Annotated in this window: 20 protein-coding genes; 6 read left to right on the top strand and 14 right to left on the bottom strand. The window is 63.0% G+C overall.

Translation table 11 applies throughout. From position 1 onward, the window contains the following. Window positions 1-56: 56 nt before the first annotated feature. Window positions 57-857 (bottom strand): class I SAM-dependent methyltransferase, encoded by an 801-nt coding sequence (locus ACQY4S_RS01965; RefSeq protein WP_428483497.1) that lies wholly within the window; start codon window positions 855-857, stop codon window positions 57-59. A gap of 344 nt (window positions 858-1,201) precedes the next feature. Here ACQY4S_RS01965 and ACQY4S_RS01960 point away from each other — a divergent pair, with 344 nt between their 5' ends. Continuing rightward, on the top strand, window positions 1,202-1,558 hold the full coding sequence (locus ACQY4S_RS01960) for a DUF6471 domain-containing protein (protein WP_428483496.1): 357 nt from the start codon (window positions 1,202-1,204) through the stop codon (window positions 1,556-1,558). Window positions 1,559-2,377: 819 nt separating this feature from the next. On the opposite strand, the gene ACQY4S_RS01955 is transcribed toward ACQY4S_RS01960, so the two are convergent. Genes ACQY4S_RS01955 through ACQY4S_RS01940 form a run of 4 tightly spaced genes read right to left on the bottom strand, consistent with a single transcriptional unit; the run spans window position 2,378 to window position 7,315 of the window. Beyond that, window positions 2,378-3,109, bottom strand: a complete 732-nt coding sequence (locus ACQY4S_RS01955; protein ID WP_428483495.1) for an ABC transporter ATP-binding protein — start codon at window positions 3,107-3,109, stop codon at window positions 2,378-2,380. Continuing rightward, entirely contained in the window at window positions 3,102-5,108 is a 2,007-nt protein-coding gene (locus tag ACQY4S_RS01950; protein ID WP_428483494.1) for an ABC transporter permease subunit, read from the bottom strand. Before ACQY4S_RS01950 ends, ACQY4S_RS01955 begins: the two co-directional genes overlap by 8 nt. Window positions 5,109-5,115: 7 nt before the next feature. Continuing rightward, window positions 5,116-6,045 (bottom strand): branched-chain amino acid ABC transporter permease, encoded by a 930-nt coding sequence (locus ACQY4S_RS01945; RefSeq protein WP_428483493.1) that lies wholly within the window; start codon window positions 6,043-6,045, stop codon window positions 5,116-5,118. Between the two features lie 10 nt (window positions 6,046-6,055). Further along, on the bottom strand, window positions 6,056-7,315 hold the full coding sequence (locus tag ACQY4S_RS01940) for a branched-chain amino acid ABC transporter substrate-binding protein (RefSeq protein ID WP_428483492.1): 1,260 nt from the start codon (window positions 7,313-7,315) through the stop codon (window positions 6,056-6,058). Between the two features lie 527 nt (window positions 7,316-7,842). Here ACQY4S_RS01940 and ACQY4S_RS01935 point away from each other — a divergent pair. Continuing rightward, window positions 7,843-9,426 (top strand): 2-isopropylmalate synthase, encoded by a 1,584-nt coding sequence (locus ACQY4S_RS01935; RefSeq protein WP_428483491.1) that lies wholly within the window; start codon window positions 7,843-7,845, stop codon window positions 9,424-9,426. 38 nt (window positions 9,427-9,464) lie between these two features. Here the strand turns inward: ACQY4S_RS01935 and ACQY4S_RS01930 are convergent, their stop codons facing one another. Both ACQY4S_RS01930 and ACQY4S_RS01925 read right to left on the bottom strand, forming a co-directional pair. Further along, on the bottom strand, window positions 9,465-9,722 hold the full coding sequence (locus ACQY4S_RS01930) for a hypothetical protein (protein WP_428483490.1): 258 nt from the start codon (window positions 9,720-9,722) through the stop codon (window positions 9,465-9,467). Between the two features lie 95 nt (window positions 9,723-9,817). Continuing rightward, on the bottom strand, window positions 9,818-10,627 hold the full coding sequence (locus tag ACQY4S_RS01925; RefSeq protein WP_428483489.1) for an IS5 family transposase: 810 nt from the start codon (window positions 10,625-10,627) through the stop codon (window positions 9,818-9,820). A 939-nt stretch (window positions 10,628-11,566) separates the two neighbouring features. On the opposite strand from ACQY4S_RS01925, the gene ACQY4S_RS01920 reads away from it, so the two are divergent. Next, window positions 11,567-12,151, top strand: coding sequence for a DUF3833 family protein (locus ACQY4S_RS01920; protein WP_428483488.1), 585 nt, complete (start codon window positions 11,567-11,569; stop codon window positions 12,149-12,151). Window positions 12,152-12,288: 137 nt separating this feature from the next. Here the strand turns inward: ACQY4S_RS01920 and ACQY4S_RS01915 are convergent, their stop codons facing one another. Continuing rightward, window positions 12,289-13,434: a CaiB/BaiF CoA transferase family protein gene (locus tag ACQY4S_RS01915; RefSeq protein ID WP_428483487.1), complete on the bottom strand. Its 1,146-nt coding sequence runs from the start codon at window positions 13,432-13,434 to the stop codon at window positions 12,289-12,291. A gap of 68 nt (window positions 13,435-13,502) precedes the next feature. Continuing rightward, a complete protein-coding gene (locus ACQY4S_RS01910) occupies window positions 13,503-13,919 on the bottom strand; it encodes a RidA family protein (protein ID WP_428483486.1) in 417 nt (138 codons plus the stop codon). An 864-nt stretch (window positions 13,920-14,783) separates the two neighbouring features. On the opposite strand from ACQY4S_RS01910, the gene ACQY4S_RS01905 reads away from it, so the two are divergent. After that, complete coding sequence (locus tag ACQY4S_RS01905; RefSeq protein ID WP_428483485.1) at window positions 14,784-15,728, top strand: radical SAM protein; 945 nt, start codon at window positions 14,784-14,786, stop codon at window positions 15,726-15,728. Here the strand turns inward: ACQY4S_RS01905 and ACQY4S_RS01900 are convergent. The 4 genes from ACQY4S_RS01900 to ACQY4S_RS01885 all read right to left on the bottom strand — a co-directional run bounded on the left by ACQY4S_RS01900 (window position 15,611) and on the right by ACQY4S_RS01885 (window position 19,180). Beyond that, window positions 15,611-16,687, bottom strand: coding sequence for a hypothetical protein (locus ACQY4S_RS01900; protein WP_428483484.1), 1,077 nt, complete (start codon window positions 16,685-16,687; stop codon window positions 15,611-15,613). The genes ACQY4S_RS01905 and ACQY4S_RS01900 overlap by 118 nt on opposite strands. Further along, on the bottom strand, window positions 16,687-18,111 hold the full coding sequence (locus ACQY4S_RS01895) for an MBOAT family O-acyltransferase (protein ID WP_428483482.1): 1,425 nt from the start codon (window positions 18,109-18,111) through the stop codon (window positions 16,687-16,689). Before ACQY4S_RS01895 ends, ACQY4S_RS01900 begins: the two co-directional genes overlap by 1 nt. A 6-nt stretch (window positions 18,112-18,117) precedes the next feature. Beyond that, complete coding sequence (locus ACQY4S_RS01890) at window positions 18,118-18,366, bottom strand: acyl carrier protein (RefSeq protein ID WP_428483481.1); 249 nt, start codon at window positions 18,364-18,366, stop codon at window positions 18,118-18,120. 220 nt (window positions 18,367-18,586) lie between these two features. Beyond that, window positions 18,587-19,180 (bottom strand): YqgE/AlgH family protein, encoded by a 594-nt coding sequence (locus tag ACQY4S_RS01885; RefSeq protein ID WP_428483479.1) that lies wholly within the window; start codon window positions 19,178-19,180, stop codon window positions 18,587-18,589. Window positions 19,181-19,298: 118 nt separating this feature from the next. On the opposite strand from ACQY4S_RS01885, the gene ACQY4S_RS01880 reads away from it, so the two are divergent. Both ACQY4S_RS01880 and ACQY4S_RS01875 read left to right on the top strand, forming a co-directional pair. After that, complete coding sequence (locus ACQY4S_RS01880) at window positions 19,299-19,685, top strand: Zn-ribbon domain-containing OB-fold protein (protein WP_428483478.1); 387 nt, start codon at window positions 19,299-19,301, stop codon at window positions 19,683-19,685. Next, window positions 19,682-20,836: an acetyl-CoA acetyltransferase gene (locus ACQY4S_RS01875; RefSeq protein WP_428483477.1), complete on the top strand. Its 1,155-nt coding sequence runs from the start codon at window positions 19,682-19,684 to the stop codon at window positions 20,834-20,836. Before ACQY4S_RS01880 ends, ACQY4S_RS01875 begins: the two co-directional genes overlap by 4 nt. Here ACQY4S_RS01875 and ACQY4S_RS01870 read toward each other — a convergent pair. Further along, window positions 20,734-21,441: a nucleoside 2-deoxyribosyltransferase gene (locus tag ACQY4S_RS01870; RefSeq protein WP_428483476.1), complete on the bottom strand. Its 708-nt coding sequence runs from the start codon at window positions 21,439-21,441 to the stop codon at window positions 20,734-20,736. The two genes, ACQY4S_RS01875 and ACQY4S_RS01870, sit on opposite strands and share 103 nt — an antisense overlap. Window positions 21,442-21,815: the final 374 nt, after the last annotated feature.

Raw genomic sequence — 21,815 nt, 5'->3', positions numbered from 1 at the left:
GACCGCCGAACGGACGATCAGCGAGCGGCGCGGACCGGCTTTCGGTCCGGTACCGCTCATGGATTTACGATTGCATCGATCAGGCCACGCTTTTCAAGTATGGTCACAAGAAAAAATGGCTTGCGATGATGGCTGACGACGCTGAATCGCGGCGACCAGGAGAAAGCGTCGTGGATGCGGCGCGACGTACGCGAGTCAATGTCGGCGGAAAAGAAGAAGTGGTCGGCGATAAGGCAGATGCCGCCCGGTGCGAGCAGGTCCGCGACACGACAGGCTAACATCTTGAGCAGCTCGTTCTTGAGCGGCGAAAGATAATAGAGCGTGTCGGCGATCACGACCAGATCGAAGCGTCCGTTCAGCTCGTGCGGCAGGTCCAGCACATCGCCTTGCGCGAACGTCAGCCGCCCGACGCCCTTGGCGTAAGCGCGGGCGAGTTTGATGGCGGCATCCGCGACATCAAGGCCGAGTGTCTCGTCGGCCCGCGCCGTCAAGCGTTGCGAAAGCAGGCCCAGGCCACAGCCGAGATCAAGCGCTTTGCGAAACTGGCGGGATGGCAGCAGCGCAACAATGTGGTCGTATTTGCGTCGCTGATATCCGTAGCGCAGCGAGGCCGAACCCCATGGATCGGATGTCGCGGAGTACGCGGCCTCGAACGCCGCACGCGCGCCGTGCTGACGGCGCATGCGGTTGATCGCTCTGTCCGTGCGTGCGCTCCGCAAGAAAAGTCCGACGTCGCGCGGCGACATGAAAAATGGCCTGGTCAGGCGTTCGGCGAAAAACGCGCGCACGCTGCGAGCGAGTTGCCCGCGTGCGGAGGTTTCCCCAGCCAGCTTGGTCGCATCTTCAACATAACTCACGTCAGAGCAATCCAGATGGCGTGCGCGCGTGTCCTGCTCGCCCGCAAGCTGGCTGTCGTCCCGCACTCCATGCGGTATGACAAAACCGAGTTCCACCAAGGCACGCGGGCGGCACGATAAAGTTCATGAGCGGCGTTTTCTCCCGGCGGGACTGCTTGAGCGGACGCTTCATTCGGCAACACCACCGTCTGCCCTGCCATTCGTTCCGCGTATTGCAAAGATTGTCACGTTCCGCAATGTGATAAATTGGCTTCATGGCGACCTGAAGGCAGACTTTTGAGAAGCGCCTGGAGGCGGACCCCGGGAGAGCCCGTCCTTGAGCTTCATGGCGATGGCTTGCGGGGTTGTACAGCAGCACCCGGTTCGGTGGACATGATCACCAACGCCTCGATCGTGGTTCTCGCGGCCTGCATGGCGCGACACTGGCATGGCCTTCGGCCGCGTGGGCTGCCTGCCAAGGGGAGAAGGAATGGGGCACGAAAGCCAGCCGCTTTCTTAAAGCCGAGTCAAAGCGGGCTGGAATCGGCTACAGGGAATTGGCGGAGCAATTGAACAAGCAGGGCATGGCGGAAACGGAAACATCCATCGCGGGCAAGCTGGCGCCCGGAACGTTCGCGGCGTGCTTCTTCGTGGCTACCTTGGCGGCGCTGGAGATGGAAGGGGTGCGGCTAGAGGACCTTTCATCAATAAGTAACATCTAATTAGGTCAATTACCTTATCCCGCGTTCTGATTGCGGACTTCATCATGCTTTTCAGCAATAATCCAATTAATCTCGCTAGTTGTAGGCCCGATATACTTTTCAGGATTTTTGGAGACTTCTTTTTTATACTTCTGTATGCACGCCGTTGCAAGATTTTAATGTAAAAAGCCGATATGAACCATACGCTTATAGCCCACCGTATACTCACAATTGCTTGTCGTTTATGATACCTAAGATCCAAGCTTTAACCGCAGAGGTCTTGCCATATTCTGACGATTCAATTGCAAAGTCATATGTCGGAACAACAAAATTTGTAACAAGAATGTTAAACGACCAGCTAGCGATTGCCAGCCCGATTAGAATGACAAGAGCCGAACCCGCCTTTCGGCCAAACCGCTCTCAAACGCTTCAATGATCCGAGCGAGGCTAAAGTCCATAACTCGGACTCTGCCTATCTACCCGCCCCCCCACAACCGGGACCATACATACGACACCGATAACCTGCTGATTTGACCGGTTGCGGATGCTACCTAATACCAAACTTACGCAAGTGAACTTGAGTCTGAATGGCCGCAGGCGGATGGACAATCATGCGACGGCTGAGTGGTGCGTGGCTACGTGACAGGAAGTAGTTTTCCGGTGGAACCGCTGCCTCGGCACTGTCCGATCTTCAAGCCGCATAGTCACTCGGTCATCGGGCTGCCAGTACGCATGCTGCCAGGGTTGCTTGCCTTATGAGGAGGTCAGGATGATCAGTTCGCCGCGTGCATCCACGCGCAAAACACTTATGTGGACCAGAAGGCCAGACAAGATCTCCCCTCAGGCCACCTGCAACTCCCCCAGATACGCCTCCCGGATCGCCGGATTCCGCCGCAAGTCCGCCGCCGACCCCGATAGCACCACCCTGCCCGTCTGCAGCACATAAGCCCGATGCGCGATGGACAACGCCATGTTGGCGTTCTGCTCGACCATGAAGATCGTCGTGCCCTGGCGGTTGATCGCCTGAATGATTTCGAACACCTGCTCCACGAACAGCGGCGACAATCCCATCGACGGCTCGTCCATGCAGATTAGCCGCGGCCGAGCCATCAGGGCGCGACCGATGGCGACCATCTGCTGCTCGCCACCGGACAGCGTGCCGGAGATCTGGTTCAGCCGCTCCTTCACCCTGGGAAACAGCGAATACACCCGCTCCAGGTCCTCATTGAATTCCGGACCGCGCTTGCGGGTATAAGCGCCCATCTCCAGATTTTCATAGACCGTCATGCGCGGGAACAGCCGCCGTGCCTCCAGCACCGGGGCGATGCCGCGCTTGACCCGGTCGGCGATAGACAGCCGCTCGATCGGCACGCCATCTAACAGGACGGACCCCGTGGTCGGCCGGACAATCCCCATGATCGTTTTCATCGTCGTCGATTTGCCGCAGGCGTTTCCACCCAGCAAGGAAACGATTTCCCCAGGGGCGATCGAATAGTTCACGTCCTTCAGCATATGCAGGTCGCCGTAGTAGGTATTGACGTCCTGGAACCGCAGCAGTGCCTGCTCAGACATGGACGGCCGCACTTTCAGCGAGCTTGCCGCGGCCAAGGTAGGCGCGTAGCACCTCCTCGTTCCGGCGCACCTCGTCTGGCGTTCCTTCGGCGATCTTCTCGCCGTGGTCGAGCACCACGACCTTGTCGGCCAGCCGCGTCACCACATCCAGCTTGTGCTCGATCAGCAGGATGGTCAGGCCAAGCCCATGCAGGCTTTTTATCTGTTCGGCGAGTTCCAGGGTTTCGGCGGGGTTCATCCCCGCGGTCGGCTCATCCAGCAGCAGGATCTTCGGACGCGACGCCAAGGCGCGGGCGATCTCCGCTCGTCGTCGATTGGCATAGGACAGATGCGCCACCGTCTGGGTCAGCCGCGGCAGCAGCCGATTGCCAAAGACGGAGATGATCTCCAGCGCCCATTCGCGTGCCGCCAGTTCCTCCCGTTTCGTCGATGGCGGACGCAGCACGGCGGCGAACGGGCCGGTCTTCAGCCGGGTGTGCTGGCCGATCAGGACGTTGTCCAGCACCGAAAGATTGGTGAACAGGCGGATGTTCTGGAAGGTGCGGGCGACGCCGCGGTGCAGGATCTGGTGCGGCGGCAGGCCCAGCAGCTCTTCACCGTCGAAGCGGATCGCGCCGCCGTTGGCCGGGGTCAACCCGGTAATCACGTTGAACAGCGTCGATTTGCCGGACCCGTTCGGGCCGATCACGGCGACCACGCTGCCGGCGGGCACCGACAGGTCGATCGCGTTCAGCGCCACCAGCCCGCCATAGCGCACGGTGACACCTTTTACCTCCAGCGCGCCCTGCGTAACATTGCCCAGCCCCTTCAGGGTGCTGAAGCCGCCGCGGCGGACCTCGGCGTGCTGCTGTTCATAGCTCAGCGCCGACTGCTTGCGGGTGGCCGGGATCAGCCCCTCGCGGCGGAACAACATCATGAAGACCAGGATCAGGCCGAAGATCAGCTCGATCGACTGGGTCAGGTCGATCTGCTGCATCCAGCTCACATTGATCGCGGCGCCAAGGTCATGGATCCAGCCGGACAGATCCTCCAGGAACCACGATTGCAGCAGTTGCAGCAGCACGGCGCCGACCACCACACCCCAGACGCTGCCCATGCCGCCGAGGACCACCATCACCAGGATCATGACGGAGACTGGAAAGCCGAACATCTCCGGTGTCGCGGTCTGCAGCTTGGCGACGTAGAAGGTGCCGGTGGCGCCGGCGAAGGCGGCGCCGGTGGCGAACGCCAGCAGTTTGGTGCGGGTGCGGTCGATCCCCATCGCCGCCGCCGCCGTCTCATCCTCGCGGATCGCCATCCAGGCTCGGCCGATGCGGCTGTCGCGCAGGCGGATGCTGACGAAGATCAGCAGCGCCACCAGGGCGATCGCGACGTAGTAGTAGGGCCACGCGTCGATGCCGAAACTGTGGCCGTAGATCATTGGCGCCTGGATGCCGTTCAGGCCGGCGGCACCGTTGGTGACGGAGGAGACGTTGCGGACGACGATTGGCACGATCTCGCCGAAGCCCAGGGTGACAATGGCCAGGTAGTCGCCGCGCAGCCGCAAGGTGGGCGCGCCGAACAGCACGCCGAAGCCGGCCGCGATCAGCGCCGAGACCGGCAGCATGACCCAAAACGACACGGAGAAATGCACCACGTCGCCGCCCGGCTGCGGCAGGCGCTGCACCAGCTCCAGCCAGGCGAACGGCTGCCAGAACGGCGACCAAGCCGGCATGATCTGGAACGAGGTCAGGATGCCGTAGGCGTAGGCGCCGATGGCGAAGAATGCCGCATAACCCAGGTCGAGCAGGCCGGCGAAGCCGACGACGATGTTCAGCCCAAGCGCCAGGGTGGCATAGGCCGCCGCGTTCGCCGCCGCGTCGACATCCGCGTCGTTGCTGTGCACCAGCGGAAAGGCGATCGCCGCAATGGCGACCAGCAGGGTCAGAAGCTGCTGGCGGCGCGCCAGCGAAAGTCCCGCGAACGGCTTGACCCAGATCGAGGTTGCTTCAGTGGCCATGGCTGCCTCAGGATTTGTTGGGGGCGACACGGCCCAGCAGGCCGGAGGGACGGAACACCAGGACCAGAACCAGGATCGAGAAGATGATCACGTCGGTCCAGGCGGTGGCGATGAACTGGCCGCCCATCGCCTCGATCAGGCCGATGATCACGCCGCCCAGCATCGCACCCGGCACATTGCCGATACCGCCCAGGACGGCTGCGGTAAACGCCCGCAGGCCGGCGGTAAAGCCGATGATAAAGCTGGTGAAATTGTAGTAAAGCCCGAAGATCAGGCCGCCGGCGCCGGCCAGGGCGGAGCCGAGGAAGAACGCGATGATGATGACCCGATCGACCTCCACCCCCATCATGCGGGCCGCTTCGGGGTCCTGCGCGGTGGCGCGCATCGCCCGTCCCATCTTCGAACGCTGCACGAAAAAATGCAGCCCAACCATCAGCAGCACGGCGATGACCCAGATCAGGATTTCGCGCAGCCGCAGCACGGCGCCGCCGATCGCGAACTGGATCGGCGGCAGCGGGTTCGGGTAGTTCTTTGAATCCGCGCCGACCGCCAGCAGCACGATATTGAACAGTATGTAGGACACGCCGATCGTGGTGATCATCGCCGCCGGCCCCTTCACGTCGCGCAAGGCCCGCAGCGACAGCCGCTCGATCAGCACGCCCAGGCCGCCCGACAGCAGCATGGTGACAACCAGCGCCACCAGCATCACCCCGATCAGCGGCAGCCCGGTCATGACCACCGCCTGGCCATCGATGCCCATGAGCTGCAACGTCCACATGCCGATGAAGCTGCCGACCATGAAGACATTGAAGTGGGCGAAGTTGATCAGCTCCAGGATGCCGTAGACCAGGGTAAAGCCCAGCGCCAGGAGCGAATACATCGCCCCCAGGCTCAGGCCGTTGATGGTCTGCTGCAGCAGCAGGTCGGTGGTGGTCATCCGGTTGCTATCAGGTCGAGGGTGCTACGCCAATGTAATGAAACTGCCGCATGTCGGTGTTGGGGAAGCTGGTGTCGTGCTTGATCTGGAAGACGCTGATCGTCTTGTCCTCCAGGTCGCCGTTGGCGTCGAATGAAACAGGGCCTTGCAGAGTGGTGACTTTGACCGACTGGATGGCATCGCGCATGGCGGCGCGGGTCGGTGCCTTGCCGCCAGCGGTGGCCTGCCGCAGGGCGGCGGTGATAACCTCGGCCGCGTCGTAGGCGGTAACCGCGTAATCGTCGGGATCAACGTTGAACTTGGCTTTATAGGACTTCACCCAACCCGCCATCTTGGCATCGTCGGTGACGTGTGGGGATGCGATGGTCGCATACCAGCCTTCGTTGGCGGGATAACCGACGGCGGTCAGCATCTCCGGCCCCTGCACGCCATCGCCGCCGCCCTTGATCATCTTCGGCACTATGTCATAGGCCTGCTTGGCCAGCTTCACACCGGCCTGGAGCACGCCGCCGTAATAGATCGCATCCGGGTTGAGCGACTTGATCTTGGTCAGCACCGCGGTGTAGTCGGCCGCCTTCGGATCCAGCCGGTCGCGGCCAACAATCTTGATGCCCTTCTTTTCCGCCTGTGCCTGGAACGCGTCCGCTAGGCCAACCCCATAAGCCCCGCTGTCATCCAGGATATAGACCGTCTTCACGTGCAGCACATCGGCGTAATAATTCGCCATGTAGGGACCTTGATAGGCGTCAGTGGCAACAGTACGAAAGTAGATCGCCTTGCCGTCCGGGCGATACTGGGCGGCATATTTCGGATCAGTGATATCGGGATTGGTCGAGCTTGGCGTGATCGTGGCCAGATCGCCCTGACTCAGGATCGGCGCCATCGCCTTGCCGGCACCGCTCATTTGCGGACCGATCGAGGCCATGATCGCCTTGTCGGACACCATCTTGCGCGCATTGGTCGCCGCCTGAGCAGGGTCATACTGGCCCGCGGTCGCGGTGCCGTCGTCGTATGGCGTGACGACGATCTTGTAGCCGTTCACGCCGCCCTTGGCGTTGGCCTCATCAAACGCCATCATTGCACCGTTCTCGATCCGCTTCGCCCCTTCCGCATCGGCTCCGGTCAGCGACAGATCCAGCCCGACACCCACGGTTTTATCCGCCGCCCGGGCTGGCCTCAGAGCCAGTGGGTTCAGCCCCAAGGCGGCGGAAACCGCCACACCGGCGATAGCGCGGGCGGCTGTACGACGCATGATTCGACAATTGATCATGACCTGCTCCTGTTCTGCCTGCGCGACATGCAGCCAAAATCGCATAACTGCAATGCCATAAAGCAAGAGTCACGCCAGCTTCGTCGTGATCGCGGTCGATTTATCACGTATCAAGCAGCGACCGGGCTATTGATGGCCAATCGGACCGCCGCCGATCTTCCGCCGTCGGTTACTATGGCTCCGAAACGGGCAGGATGCTGAAGCTTGCGGCACGCGGGTTCAATAACGACTTCGCGTTGAGCCGCAACGGCACGGACAGCCAGCTAGATTGTTCGCCAACATGCTGACCAACCATCCGCGCTGTTGCGGATCGCGACGCTTGCCGCTATGAAGCTAGGGATGTGCCACGGTGCGTCCTTCGCAAGCCCGACCGTCGACGCCCCCGCGTCCGGTCCTGCGTGCCTGGCCAGCCTCCTCCTTCGACTTAGCCGCCCCTGAGCGTTGCGCCGGGTTGCTGAACGCCGGCTCGCTCAGGGGAACCCCTGAGGCTGGTCTTGCGTCACCCCATCCCGCCAAGGACACAATCCATGAGCATCACCCATCCCAGCTTCGGCACGCTGGACGACGACCGCATCATTATCTTCGATACCACCCTGCGCGACGGCGAGCAGTCGCCCGGCTTCTCGATGAACCTGCACGAGAAGATCCGCATGGCCGAGGCGCTGACCGAACTCGGCATCGATGTAATGGAGGCCGGATTCCCGATCGCCTCCCCTGGTGACTACGAAAGCGTCAAGGCGATCGCCGAAACGGTTGGCCAGCGCGACGACAGCCCGGTGATCTGCGGCCTGGCGCGGACCGGGCGGGAAGACATCCTGCGCGCCGCCGACGCGGTGAAGGCCGCCCCGCGCAAGCGCATCCATATCTTCCTGTCCACCAGCCCGCTGCACATGAAATACAAGCTGCGGATGGAGCCGGACGAGGTGCTGGAGCTGGCGGTCAGCTCGGTGACCCTGGCACGCAACTACGCCGATGACGTGGAGTGGTCGGCCGAGGACGGCACCCGCACCGAGCCCGATTTCCTCTGCCGTTGTGTCGAGGCCGCGATCAAGGCCGGTGCCACCACCATCAACATTCCCGACACCGTCGGCTACGCCTTGCCGGAAGACATCACCCGCATCTACACCATGCTGCGTGAACGCGTGCCCGGCGCCGACAAGGTCATCCTGTCCACGCACAACCACAACGACCTGGGCCTCGCCGTCGCCAACACCCTCGCCGCGATCCGGGCCGGTGTGCGGCAGGTGGAGGCGACCATCAACGGCATCGGCGAGCGCGCCGGCAACGCGTCCCTGGAGGAAGCGGTGATGGCGATCCGCACCCGCCAGGACGCAGTGCCATTCAAGAACAACATCAAGACGCCGAACATCCTGCGGGTGTCGAAGATGCTGGCGGCGATCACCGGGTTCGACGTGCAGCCGAACAAGGCGATCGTCGGCCGCAACGCCTTCGCGCATGAGGCCGGCATCCACCAGGATGGCGTGCTGAAGCATGCCGGCACCTACGAGATCATGCTGCCAGAGAGCGTCGGCTGGCAGAAATCCAGCCTGGTGATGGGCAAGCACTCAGGTCGAGCGGCATTCCGCGACAAGCTGAAGACGCTGGGATACGTGATCGGCGACAACAAGCTGAACGACGCGTTCCGCCGCTTCAAGGATCTGGCCGACCGCAAGAAGGTGGTGTTCGACGAGGACATCGTCGCCCTGGTCGACGACGAGGTGATGCGCGACCACGAGCGGATCAGGTTCGTCTCGCTCGACCTGCATGCCGGATCAAAGGGCCCGGCGCGGGCGGAGCTGGAACTGGAGGTGGACGGGCAGGTACATGCCGCCGCTTCAACCGGCAATGGGCCGGTGGACGCGACGTTCAACGCGATCCAGTCGATCTTTCCGCATGCCGCGAACCTTGTGCTGTTCTCGGTCGGCGCGGTGACGGAGGGCACCGATGCGCAGGCGAAGACAACGGTCCGGCTGGAGGAGAACGGCAAGATGGTCGATGGGCAGGGAGCGGACGCTGACACGATCGTCGCCTCGGCCCGCGCCTACGTCCACGCGCTGAACAAGCTGCTGGTCAAGCGGCTGCGGACCGAACCGGCGGCGATGTCGGCCTGAGGCCGACTGGTTGCGGCGTCGGACGGCGACGCCGCGACTCAATTATATCCCCAGAACCCGCTCGCGCCGGTCACCGGCCCTCGGCTCGGCCCATAGAAAGAGCCGGATGTCGGCACGCCGGGGGTGCCGGTGGTGTCCTCCAGGGTGGATGACGGCGGTGGTGTTGCGGCCTGTGTTCCCGGGCCGGTAATCCCCAGCGACCGGGGATCACCGGAGCAACTGGATAAGACGATCAGACACATGATGTAGAAAATCCGCATGGCGGGACTGTGGCCAAAGCTGCTCAGGCTGTCCACCGCCGTATGCGTCAGCAGTCCAGAACCCTTCTCTCGCTGCGAAACGCACTGCAGCCACGCATGACCGAGGCCGCTGTTGTTGGTTCTAGAGGCTGTTATGAACCTACCGCCAGTGAAGCGACGCGTTTGAGCATGAGGCATACAAATGCAATGAGGTGAAATCCTGCCAGAGTACTGGCATATCGTTCATAATCCCTGACCAGGCGCCGAAAGCGGGTCATCCAAGCGAACGACCGCTCGACCACCCAGCGACGCGGTAGCAAGACAAAACCCTTTTTGGCTTCCGGCAACTTGACCACAACCAGTTCGATACCGTTGGCTTCGGCGGCCGCGGCGGCGTTGGGACCATTGTAGCCCTGATCGGCGAACGCAACCTCGACGTTGTTGTCACTCACGGCCTGCACCGTCCGGGTCAGTCGGCCGACCTCAACCCGCTCGTCGACATCAGCCGCAGTGACGTGCAGTGCCAGCAGACTGCCCAGCGTATCGACCGCCAGATGCAGCTTCGAGCCCTTTTTGCGCTTGGCACCGTCATAGCCCGCACGCTGCCCGCTTTCCGGCGAGGACCGCAGGGTACGGCTGTCGAGAATGACGGCGCTTGGCTCTGCTGAGCGGCCCAAGGCGTGGCGGAGCACCGCCCGCAAATCGTCAACCAGCGCCTCGAAACAGCCCGCTGCCAACCACCGCTGCGCCTGCTGGTAGACCGCTGCCCAGGGCGGCAGGTCATTTGGCATCCAGCGCCATTGCGCGCCGGTCTTGATGATGTATCGCAGGCCGTTGAACACTTCCCGTAGCGGATGGGCCCGTTGTCCGGCATCCTCCGCCAGCAAGGTCAGGTACGGCGCAACCAAAACCCATTCTTCATCAGTTACATCAGACGGGTAGGGCTTGCGGACGGTGCTCATGCCTGCAAACTTGGTGATTACTCCGCCGCAGGTCCATAACAGGCTCTAGAGAGCGGTTTCCGATTACGTTGCACCAGTTTATCATGGTCGGGCTCATATAAGCCCGGCCATGACGGGTTCAAAATAGAGCGACCTGATCGGAAACAGCTCTAGCTATAATGCTGTCCAGCATCAGTTCCGGCACAACCGAGACGGCCGAAGCATGGATGAAGGTTAGGCCGCGGAACAGCGCGGCATCGCCGTCGGCGCCTTGGGTGTCGAACGTTAATTCGGCACATCGAAATGATGGCCTATACCATTGTTGGAAAAGCATTTGTGCCGACCTCTGCCGGCATGACGAACAAGTACCATCATTCGAGGCAGAGCTTTCGCCGGATAGTGTCAGCTCATTGTCGCCGTGGGGCGATCGGATCGGCAAATCAAGGTCCAAACCTCCTCCGGGTCCCATGCCGATTCAACGCCGCTATATCAAGCGATGGCGCTCAGCACACCCGGCTCGTACTTTCCGAAGCTCACTCCTGTCCGGATGGGTTGCCACCGTGGTGAACACATTCGGGTTCATGTGGCGAACAAGCGACGATCGTACAGTCGGCCAAAGCGGACGATGCCACTGGCATGACAGTGGTAAACGACGGCAATCAGCCAACCGCGACGTGCGCTTCGCGATGTTCCATATAGATGTTGACTGCGAACAATTAACTTGCAATAACGTGTCAAGTATAAACTTGCCATTGCGAGATTGGCCGGCAAAGGCCTGCGGATCGCAAAATCGTCCGGCAGCCGACAAGCATCCGCCTGCTGCATTGTAGATACTTCTGTCGCCGGTCGCGGCGATTGTCGGGCCGCCACTGAACCAGCGAGCCACATTGTTCGTATCGAAGACACAGCGCCCACAGGCAGGCGCGACGCCGGCAAGCGGATTTCCTTAAGGAGCGACAGGTGCGTTTTCCCCTGCTGATTGCCTGCGCGGCCGTCTTCCTGACAACCGGCTGCGACCGAAGCACCGTGCCGCCCAATCTTGGGGGGACCAGTTCCGCGTTTGATCCGCTCATTTTCTTCAACGGCCAGATTCGATCCTGGGGAGTCGTCGAATCGCGATCCGGCGCGCCGACTGGATGGGTGATGACCCAGTGCGCGGGACATGACGACGGACCCGACCGGCTGCATATGGTTCAGCATCTGTCATTTGAAAACAGCTCGCCGCAGGACCGGCGCTGGACGTTGTGGCGCACCGGCCCCAACCGGTTCGAGGCGACAGCCAATGACATGGTGGGTTCGGCAAAGGGAGAGTCGGTTGGGCGCGCATTCCATTGGCAGTGGGTTCTGGCGCGTTTCCCCGGCGAGCGACCCTTCGACGTCACCATGAACCAGTGGATGTACCAACTCGATGACGGCTCGGTCATGATCCGCACCACGATCAGCAAGCTCGGCATCATCCTGGCCGAGGTGTCGGAACAGTTCGCGCATACCGGCACGCCGCGGACGGCAGGACAGATAGCGCGTCCGGCGGACCCGCCGAGCTAGAGCGTGATCGCCTGAGGCTGACTCAGTCAGAAGGCGTGAATCACGCGATCAAACAATGCGTTAAAGCGCGATTCATGGGCCAACCTAAACCAATTGCGCTTTAACGGCGAAATATCAACAGCAACATCGCGTGGTCCTTATTCCGCTGCTTTGCGTTCGTTCAGGACCTCTGCCGTGTGCTCCCCCAGCCGCGGCGCCGCGCGCCTGACCGAGCCTGGGGTATCGGACAGCTTCACCGTCACGCCCATGGTACGAAAAGCGCCGGTGACGGGATGGTTGGTCTCCACCACCATGTCGCGGGCCAGGATCTGCGGGTCGGTGTAGACCTCATCGTAGTGCAGCACCGGGCCGGCGGGGATGCCCAGTGCCTCCAGCGCCGCCAGCCAGTGGGCGGAGGGTCGCGTGCGCAGTTTCTCCGCCAGGATTTCCACCAGTACGGTGTTGTGCGCCACCCGGTCGGCGTTGGTCGCGAAGCGTGGATCGGCGACAAGCTCCGGCGCGCCGACCAGTTCACAAAGCCCGACGAAGAATTTCTGCTGCGAGGCGCCCAGGGTGATGTAGCCATCCGCCGTCTGGAAGCACTGATAGGGCGAACTGCCACGATGCGCCTGGCCGATCCGCTCCGGCCGGGTGCCGGTGGCGAAGTAATGGGCGGATTCGTACACCGCCAGCGACGTGGCGGCTTCAAGCAAAGACGTTTCCACGCGCTGGCCCTCGCCGGTGCGATGCCGAGCCTCCACTGCCGCCAGGACGCCGAAGGCCAGGAACATGCCGGCGGTGACGTCGGAGATGGCAATTGGCAGGCGGAACGGGTCGCCGTCGGCCGGTCCGTTGGTGCTCATCAGGCCCGACATCGCTTGGGTAATCAGGTCGAAACCGCCGCGCGAACTATACGGTCCAGTCTGACCGAAGCCGGAGATCGAAGCCAGGATCAGCCGCTTGTTGCGCGCGTGCAGCACCGACCAGCCGAGACCCAGGCGATCCAGCACGCCCGGCCGGTAGTTCTCCACCAGAATATCCGCCCGGTCAGCCAGTTCCAGCAGCGCCGCCTGGTCGTCTGGCTGCTTCAGGTCCATTACGACGGAACGCTTGTTGCGGTTCCACGTCATAAACGGCGCGCTTTCGCCGTTGACGAACGGCGGCATGCCGCGGGCGGAGTCGCCCTTCGGCGGCTCGATCTTGATGACCTCGGCGCCGTGGTCCGCCAGCAGCATGGCGCAATAGGGGCCTGAAAGGTGGCTCGTCAGGTCCAGAACCAGGAGGTGATCGAGTGCGCCGGGCATGTCCGTTGCGTCCTTTGATGTCGTGGGAAAGATCCGAGGGGTGGTGGCCTCTGTCGGCATGGTGCCGGCTAGGCTGCCGCGATGCCCTCAATCTCGATAAGAAAGTCCGGGCCGTAAAGCCTGGAAACCTCGACCAGGGTTACGGCGGGCGCGGCTGGAGGCATGGCGGTCGCGAAGAAGCGGTTGCGTGCCTCCCGGTAGGTGGAGAGATCGTCCATGTTCCGAAGAAAGACGGTCAGCTTGACCAGATCACCCGCTGTGCAACTGGCAGCGCGGAGAGCGGCCTCCAGGTTCCGGAACACCTGCGCGACCTGCGCGGCGAAGTCATCCTTGCCGACCAATCTACCTTCCTGATCAATAGCGGTCTGTCCTGCAATGAAGACGATGCGAGCAGCCCGAACCTCGACGACCTGAGAGTAGCCTGGAGGAGAGCCAAGTTCAGCCGGATTGATGCGGCGGATAGAAGCAGTTGCTTCGCCTGTCATGGCAAGTTCCTCTGGGGGATCATGTCGCATTTTCGGAGGATCGCTGAATTCAACAAGGTTTATGAACGATCCGGAAAGCCTGCCGCCAAACGCGACGCGAACCGGCCAGAACGAGCGTCAGCATCAGGAAACCATCCATCTTTCTGACCATTCGTGACGACCAATTTGATCGGCATGGTCAGATATCAATTGCTGATGATTACTTACGGCGTTTGCGTTTGCGACCGGATGTGGGCGTCCAGGCGCGCGCAGCCTGTTTGACCGCCGTGGTCTGGTTTCGTTTTGCCTGTTGCATCCATAGACCGCGCGTTCTTCCCGCGGCGGCGTTCGCGCCGCTTAGGAACATGCTTAGGAACGGGTTCTTCTTCGTCCAGGGATTAGCCATTTGGTCTCCGATCTATGGCAAAAACTACGAACGATCGTAGCATTTATATAGCATGCATGCCGATCTGGCCGAGCGAAGGGATGGCGGGTCGCAGAGATGCCGTCGCCGATGCCTTGAAGTCTGCGAGACCCTGTTCCGCCTCAAACGCCATGGCTCGCCCATCAAGCCACGGCAGAGCTTCGCAGCAGATCGAACGCTGGCGCGCCGACGATGTCTCCCCCGGACTTGGACATTTTTGAAAATCCGGAGTTCGGAGCATAAAATGGTCCTTCAAACGATTGCTTCCAACCATTTTTCTTCCTCCTGGATCTTGATCAGCCATGGCGTGAACAATCCAGGTGGGTGATCAAGATGCCAGCCACGATTTAGATCCGCGCGCTGTTGTCCCAGGCAGCGTGAACCGCATCTTCCTATATCGCCCAGAGTTCGCGGATACGCACACCGCGCACTTGCGGTTACGAAACAACCAGGAGACCGCTTTGGACCAGATCAGCCGCCCGCTCGACTCGGCAAAGTTCCACGATCCGCGACTGACCGCGGCAGGCGAGGTGCGGGCGACCGTGGCGCTGCGGGCGTTGGAAACACTTTGGTTCAACACCGGCACGGTGTGCAACCTGACCTGCCGCAACTGCTACATTGAATCATCCCCGCGCAACGACCGCCTGAGCTATCTGACCCGGACAGAGGTCGGCGCCTATCTTGAGGAGATCGAACGCGACCGCCTGCCCACCAGCCTGATCGGCTTCACCGGCGGCGAGCCGTTCATGAACCCCGACATCATCGGCATGCTGGATGATGTGCTGTCACGTGGGCTGAAGGCGCTGGTGCTGACCAACGCCATGAAGCCCCTGCGCAAGCTGCGCGCGCCGCTGCTGGCCCTGAAAGACAAGTTCGGCGGCCTACTGACCCTGCGCGTCTCGCTCGACCACTACGACCCGGTGATCCATGAGGCGGAACGCGGCCGGCGCACCTGGAGGCCGGCTCTGGATGGCCTGATCTGGCTGGCCCGCAACGGCTTTCGCCTGGACGTCGCCGGCCGCCGCTTCACCGGCGAGACCGAATCATCGCTCCGCGACGGCTTCGCCCGGTTGTTTGCCGAACACGACATCCCGGTGGACGCGCATGACCGAGTACGCCTGATGCTGTTCCCGGAAATGGAGGCCGAGCGCGACGTGCCGGAGATCACCACGGCCTGCTGGGGCATCCTGCACAAGTCGCCGGACGATGTGATGTGCGCCGGCGCCCGAATGGTGGTGAAGCGCCGCGATGCCGCCGCACCGGTGGTGTTGGCCTGTACGCTGCTGGCCTATGATCCCCGCTTTGAGATGGGAACCACGCTGAGGGAGGCGTCGCGCGCCGTCTCGCTCAACCATCCGTTCTGCGCCTCGTTCTGCGTGCTGGGTGGCGCCGCCTGCAGCCGCTGAGACAACCGTGCGCTGAAGCGTTCGGCGCCGTCCGGGTTCAGGTGGCAGAACTCGTCGCCGAAGAAGCGGTTTGGCCAGTGCGGCATCAGGTCCGGGTCGACATGGAACAGCGGATAGCGGCGTTCATAGCCGGACAGGTAGGCGGCGAATGCCATGCGCATGGCGGGTTGGACGTTGCGCCATGTCGCCTCGTTCACCGGCATGGCAATGAACCGGGACTCGATCCCGCGCGCCGCCAGCAGCGCGAGCATCTTGTCGAAATAGCGGTCGAGGATCGGCAGCGGGCGGAACGTCGGCAGGTGCCCATCGAATGCCACGACGTCCGATCCGGGCTGCGTGCCAAAGGGATAGTGCCCCCGCGCGGCCAGCGCCGCCTTCAGCAGACGATGATTGTGCCACCACCGCAGCAGGCCGACGCCGTGCGCCAGGCTGGCGAAATAAAGCGGCGGAAAACGGCTTCGCTCCAGCAGGTCGCGCAGCGCCAACGGTAATCCGTCGTGTCCATGACCAGCATAGATGGACAGATCGCCAGTTTCCCGCGACAGGTCGCGCAAGGTGATCAGGTCCTGGCCGCTGACGAAGCCGAAGCGGACGCTGCGTTCCCAGAACAGGTCGGGGCGGGCGAAGTGGCCAGGGTCCAGGGAGATGATGACCAGCCGCGGCGCGTCTGGACAGGCCAGGGCGCGGGTCAGCGCGGCATACGCCTCGATCGCCTCCCCACCGCCGATGGCAAGGTTGGTGACCGTGATCGGCAGCCGCGCGGGGATGATGTCGGCGGCGGCACGCGAGTCGCCCAGGATGATGGCCTGACCGAGGTCGCAGCGGTCGAGCATGATGCTCTTGGCGCGAAACGACGCGTACTCCGGGTCCATGAACGCCATCGGCATGGTCGCGACCCACAGCCAGACCAGGGCGAAGCTGGCCACTGCCGTCGCCGCCATGATTCGCAGGTAGCGCATCAGAAGTGGAAATACACGAACTCGCCCGTTCCGCCGGAGGCGAGCAGGCCGAGCGTCGCCGCGCACCCCATGGCGACGGCCCATCCCGGCGTGGGGCGCCAGGACAACCGCGATGCGCCGCCCTGCATCCACTGCCGGGTGCTCGGCACAAGCCAGATGATGGCATAGAGCCCGATGATCCAGAGCGTATCGACGATGCCATGGAGATCGGCCGACAGCGGCGCTGCGCCGTGCAGTCCAGCCATGCCGGACAGCATCGCCGCCGCATCGGCCACTGAGTCGGCACGGAACAGCACCGCGCCAGTCAACACACTAAGGTAGGTCAGCGCCACGGCCAGCAGCGGTGCCAGCGATGGCGCCCGCCAGATGCGCCAGGCGTGGTTGATCAGCAGGAACACGACATGCAGCAGCCCGAACAGCAGGAAGGTCAGCGCCGGTCCGTGCCAGATCCCAGCCAGGATCATTGTCAGCAGGATTGGCACGGCGACCATGCCCAGGAAGCCGGCCGGCGTCTGCTGCGCCGCCTGGTTGATCGGCAGGCCGGCGGTTCGGCGCCGGCGCAGAATGGCCAGGGTCAGGGGCGCATGGATGTTCGCCATCAGGAAGCGGGTCAGTGACATGTGCCAGCGCTGCCAGTACTGGATGACGGACCGGGCGCAGTAGGGCTGCTCGAAATTGTCGGGAAAATGGATGCCGAACATCCGCGCTAGCCCGACCGCCATGTCCGAATAGCCGGAGAAGTCAAAGTAGAGTTGCATCGACCAGGCGATCGCCGCCTGCCACGCGGGGAGCAGCGACAGCGCGCCGGGAGCGGCGAAGCCGGCCGCGACCACGCCGGACAACGGATCGGCCAGCAAGGTCTTCTTCAGCAGGCCGATCAGAAAGAAGCCTGCGCCGGCCGCCAGGTTGTCGGCCGACAGCCGCCACCCCTCGGCGCGGTCGAATTGCGGCAGCATCTCGCGCGGGTTCAGGATAGGACCTGCCGTCAGTGCGGGAAAGAACAGGACGAACAGGGCATACGTGGCTGGACGCGGCGCTGGATCGGTCCCGCCTGCATGCGACAGCAGGCAGCCGATCTGGGTGAAGGTAAAGAAGCTAATACCCAGCGGCAGGACAGGATCCTGCCAGAGCACGGGTTGCGCGTATTTGAACCAGCCGAGCAGCACCAGGTTCAGCACGCAGCCCAGCGCCGCCAACCAGCCGCGTCGGTCGACCGCCGACATCGCCCGCAGCAGCAACAGGTTGCCGCTGACGGACAGCAGCAGCAGCGGCAGGAAGCCAAGTGCCGCGACGCCATAGAACAACAGGGAGACAGCGATCAGCCATACCTTTGCCCAGGGTGAGCCCAGGCGGCAAATGACCGCATAGCCGCCCACGGTAACCGGCAGAAAGCCTAGCAAGAACAGAAAGGAATTGAACGGCACAGATGATCAGGCCGAACCGAGCGCCCGTTTGTCGACAATCGCCTGCAGCAGATCGGCGGCGGTGTGCAGTGCCTCGATTTCCTCTGGCTCGAACAGCAGGCCGAAGCGGCACTCGGCTTCCACGACCACGGCGACCAGGTCCATGGAGTCCCATGCGGGCAGATCCTGGAACCTGGAATCAGCGACGAGTTCAACGTCGGCGTTGCGTAGGACGCCGCGCACGATGTCGGTCAGTTCGGCGAGATGTGCGGCCACGTCCGGCTCCTTCGGCGATGCGAAAGGCTGGATTAAGACGCCGGAAATGCTACCGCGGAGTTAACGGCGGCAGATTTTGCGCCTTCCGTGTCCCGTACCGTGGCTGGTGACGACATGGGCGGGCAATCGGCGCGCAGTCCGGCTACCGCTGGTGTCGGGCATAGATCGGCCACCGAGGCCTTGCGGTGTTGTCGAGCCTGCGCTCCGCCACGACAGGAGCCTATGCGTGACCCGCCACGTCGGAAAGCAAAAGCGGATCCACATGCAGTTTCGCCAAGGCCCGCCGCCATTTGGTGTCGTGGGCCGTGTCGAACAGCAACGTCTCGTCGGCCGAAACCGACAGCCAGCTATTGGCGTGAATTTCCTTGTCGAGCTGCCCAGGTCCCCACCCTGCATAGCCGAGTGCGAGGACGCATTCTCGGGGGCCGCCACCCTCGGCGATGACCTTTAATACATCCAGGCTGGCGGTCAGGGCCATGCTGTTGTCAACCTTCAGGCTGCCTTCCCCGGTCCAGTCATTAGTGTGCAGCACGAAGCCGCGGGCGTTGGCGACCGGACCGCCGGCACACAACTTGACCTGACGCACCGGCGGCAACGGCTCGACGTTCAACTGCTTCAGCAGGTCGTCGAAGGTCGGCTTGACGATCGGCCGGTTCAGTACCAGCCCCATGGCGCCTTCCGGGGTATGGGCACAGAGATAGATCAAGCTTTGGGCAAAGCGCGGATCCGCCATGGCCGGCATGGCGATCAGCAACTGGCCGGTCAGGAAACTGTCCGGCGACGCGATATCGGGGGATGGGGACGACTGAGGCATTGGCGAAATCTGGCGTCATCCCTGCCCCGGTGCAAGCGGCGTCATGATGAAGCCGTGGCGTTTGTGCGGGATCGGCGGCGTTGCTACGCTTGGTGCATACGATGGAAGGACCTGGCTTATGGCTAACGCGGCGACATCGCCTCTGGCGACCTATATCGCGCACCTGAAACGCGGCGAGCTCGGCTATCAGTACAGCGCGTCCGCCAATCAGGCGGTGTTCTATCCGCGCGTGATCGCCCCCCGCACCGGCGCCGACGATCTCGAGTGGCGGATCAGTCAGGGGTTGGGAACGGTGCATGCCACCACCGTGGTGCATCCGCGGGACGGCGAGCCGTATAATGTCTGCTTGGTGGACATCGACGAAGGCTTTCGCATGATGAGCCGGGTCGAGGACATCCCGCCCACCCAGGTCAGGATTGGGCTGCGCGTCCGCTTTCGGGTGCACACGCCCGGCGGCGACGAGGACCCCTACCCCGTCTTCATCCCGGCGGAGGGCACACCATGACTGACGTGACACGTGGCAGCGTCGCCATCGTTGGCGCGGCGGAATCGGACCTCGGCGCCGTCGCCGCATTGATGAGCCCGATCGACCTGATGGCCCAGGGCATCCATCGCGCGCTGGTGGATGCGGGACTGACCTTGGCGGACGTGGATGGGTTGTTCTGCGCGACGACGCAGGCGCGGACCTCGGCGCTATCGCTGGTCGAGTATCTCGGGCTGCCGAACGCCTATACCGACAGCACCATCGTCGGCGGCTCGTCGTTCGAGATCCATGTCGCGCATGCCCATGCGGCGCTGCAGGCCGGGCTTTGCTCGGTTGCCGTCGTTGCCTACGGCAGCACGCAGCGCACCGTCGGCAGGCGAGCCGCCAGTGCACGGGAATTCAATCCCTACGAGACGCCCTACAAGCCGTTCCTGCCGGCCAGCGCCTATGCGATGGCGGCGAACCGGCACATGCACGAGTTTGGCACCACGCGTGAGCAGATGGCGGAGGTCGCCGTGGCGGCGCGCGACTGGGCGCTGCTGAACCCGGCCGCCTGGGAGAAGCAACCGCTCTCGATCGCCGACGTGCTGAATGCCCGGCCGATCAGCGAGCCGTTCACGGTGCGCGACATCTGCCTGGTGACCGATGGCGGTGGAGCAATCGTGCTGGTGCGGGCGGACCGGGCCCGCGACATGAAACAGCAGCCGGTGTATGTGCTTGGCAGCGGGCAGTCGATCACGCATGCCTCGATCACGTCGATGCCGGACCTGACGCGGACCGGAGCGATCGAATCCGGGGCACGGGCCTACCACGCCGCGGGAGTAAAGCCCGGTGATATCGACGTGCTGGCGCTATATGACGCGTTCACCATTAACACCATCCTGTTCCTTGAGGATCTGGGTTTCTGCGGCAAGGGCGAGGGCGGCCCGTTTGTCCAGGGTGGTCGGATCGGACCAAAGGGCTCGCTGGCGGTCAACACCAACGGCGGCGGCCTGTCATACTGCCATCCCGGGATGTATGGATTGTTCCTGCTGATCGAGGCGGTGCGGCAGTTGCGCGGCCAATGTGGTCAGCGGCAGGTGCTGGATGCGGAACTGGCGCTGGTGCATGGCAACGGCGGCGTGCTGTCGGCGCAGGCGACGACGATCCTGGGCGGGTCGACGACGGTGTGATCCGACTGCTCCGGCTCAAGCCGCCTGGGTCGATCTCCGCCGAACATTGCCGCCGCCGCCGCTTGGATGCAGCGCTCGAACACCGACAGGTCGTGCCAACGGTCCTTGTCCTGCTGGATCAATGTTCCGCCGGAGCCGGTGATGCCGCCTTCGATCATCAGATTGTCGAACAGTCCGAACTGCTCGATCTGCAGACCGTCAGCGTCCGACCAGGAGCCGTCGGCAGCCTGACGCGCGGTGCCGCGCAGGGCAGCGATGGTGCGGTCCAACAATGAAGTGGTAACGGTGGCGTAGCCGAACAACCGCAGGCCGAGAGCGCGGGCAAAGCCGACCTCGTACACCGTTCCGACGTCGGCGCTGGGGCCGCGGAACGGCGTCAGGTTCGCGACGACGGCGTCGGCACTGCGGATATGAGCCTCGTTGCGCAGCGCGATGCGGTGCCAGTCCGGCAGGATAGTCCAGGATCGGGGTTCGTCCGGCAGATCGTCGAGTGGTGAAACTCCGTGCAATCCGAAGGCGGCGCAGATCGCCTTCTTGCGCTCGATCCAGGCGCCGGGGTCCGGCAGGAAGACATCTGGGCCGGCGAGGTAGACGCGAATCGGCATGTCATCTCCTCAATGATATGTATGGGATCTTAGCCCATGCGGCGCGGTGCCAGGAAAGCTCGTCTGCTGGCGGAAGGTCTTTGGCCATGGGAGCCGCTGAAACGCTTGCGACGTCGGGCGGCTTGTGTCGCTGCCGATCGACGGGCAGGCTGAGGCCGTTCCCGTTTGGGCCGACATGCTTCGCAATGAGAGGACGCGGCTTGCATGACGAGGTTCGATGACAGCCGACATGATTGGATGAGCGTTCAATGCTGAACCATTGTTGCTCGGTAAGGATTACTGAGCTCAGGGCGGTTTCCGATCAGGTCGCACCAACTCTTCATGGCTGGGCGATCAAGCACGCGAGGAAGAGTCGCCCCATGACGACTTGAAGG

This window comes from Rhodopila sp., assembly GCF_965276935.1.
GTDB lineage: Bacteria > Pseudomonadota > Alphaproteobacteria > Acetobacterales > Acetobacteraceae > Rhodopila.
The sequence above is the reverse complement of the archived record's forward strand: the minus strand, read 5'-3'. Positions and strand labels throughout refer to the sequence as shown.

Bases quoted from the DNA above. Each gene is read 5' to 3' on its own strand.
- ACQY4S_RS01955 (WP_428483495.1), bottom strand. From the start codon at position 3,109: ATGTCTGAGCAGGCACTGCTGCGGTTCCAGGACGTCAATACCTACTAC.
- ACQY4S_RS01950 (WP_428483494.1), bottom strand. From the start codon at position 5,108: ATGGCCACTGAAGCAACCTCGATCTGGGTCAAGCCGTTCGCGGGACTT.
- ACQY4S_RS01945 (WP_428483493.1), bottom strand. From the start codon at position 6,045: ATGACCACCACCGACCTGCTGCTGCAGCAGACCATCAACGGCCTGAGC.
- ACQY4S_RS01940 (WP_428483492.1), bottom strand. From the start codon at position 7,315: ATGATCAATTGTCGAATCATGCGTCGTACAGCCGCCCGCGCTATCGCC.
- ACQY4S_RS01935 (WP_428483491.1), top strand. From the start codon at position 7,843: ATGAGCATCACCCATCCCAGCTTCGGCACGCTGGACGACGACCGCATC.
- ACQY4S_RS01925 (WP_428483489.1), bottom strand. From the start codon at position 10,627: ATGAGCACCGTCCGCAAGCCCTACCCGTCTGATGTAACTGATGAAGAA.
- ACQY4S_RS01915 (WP_428483487.1), bottom strand. From the start codon at position 13,434: ATGCCCGGCGCACTCGATCACCTCCTGGTTCTGGACCTGACGAGCCAC.
- ACQY4S_RS01910 (WP_428483486.1), bottom strand. From the start codon at position 13,919: ATGACAGGCGAAGCAACTGCTTCTATCCGCCGCATCAATCCGGCTGAA.
- ACQY4S_RS01900 (WP_428483484.1), bottom strand. From the start codon at position 16,687: ATGCGCTACCTGCGAATCATGGCGGCGACGGCAGTGGCCAGCTTCGCC.
- ACQY4S_RS01885 (WP_428483479.1), bottom strand. From the start codon at position 19,180: ATGCCTCAGTCGTCCCCATCCCCCGATATCGCGTCGCCGGACAGTTTC.
- ACQY4S_RS01880 (WP_428483478.1), top strand. From the start codon at position 19,299: ATGGCTAACGCGGCGACATCGCCTCTGGCGACCTATATCGCGCACCTG.
- ACQY4S_RS01875 (WP_428483477.1), top strand. From the start codon at position 19,682: ATGACTGACGTGACACGTGGCAGCGTCGCCATCGTTGGCGCGGCGGAA.
- ACQY4S_RS01870 (WP_428483476.1), bottom strand. From the start codon at position 21,441: ATGCCGATTCGCGTCTACCTCGCCGGCCCAGATGTCTTCCTGCCGGAC.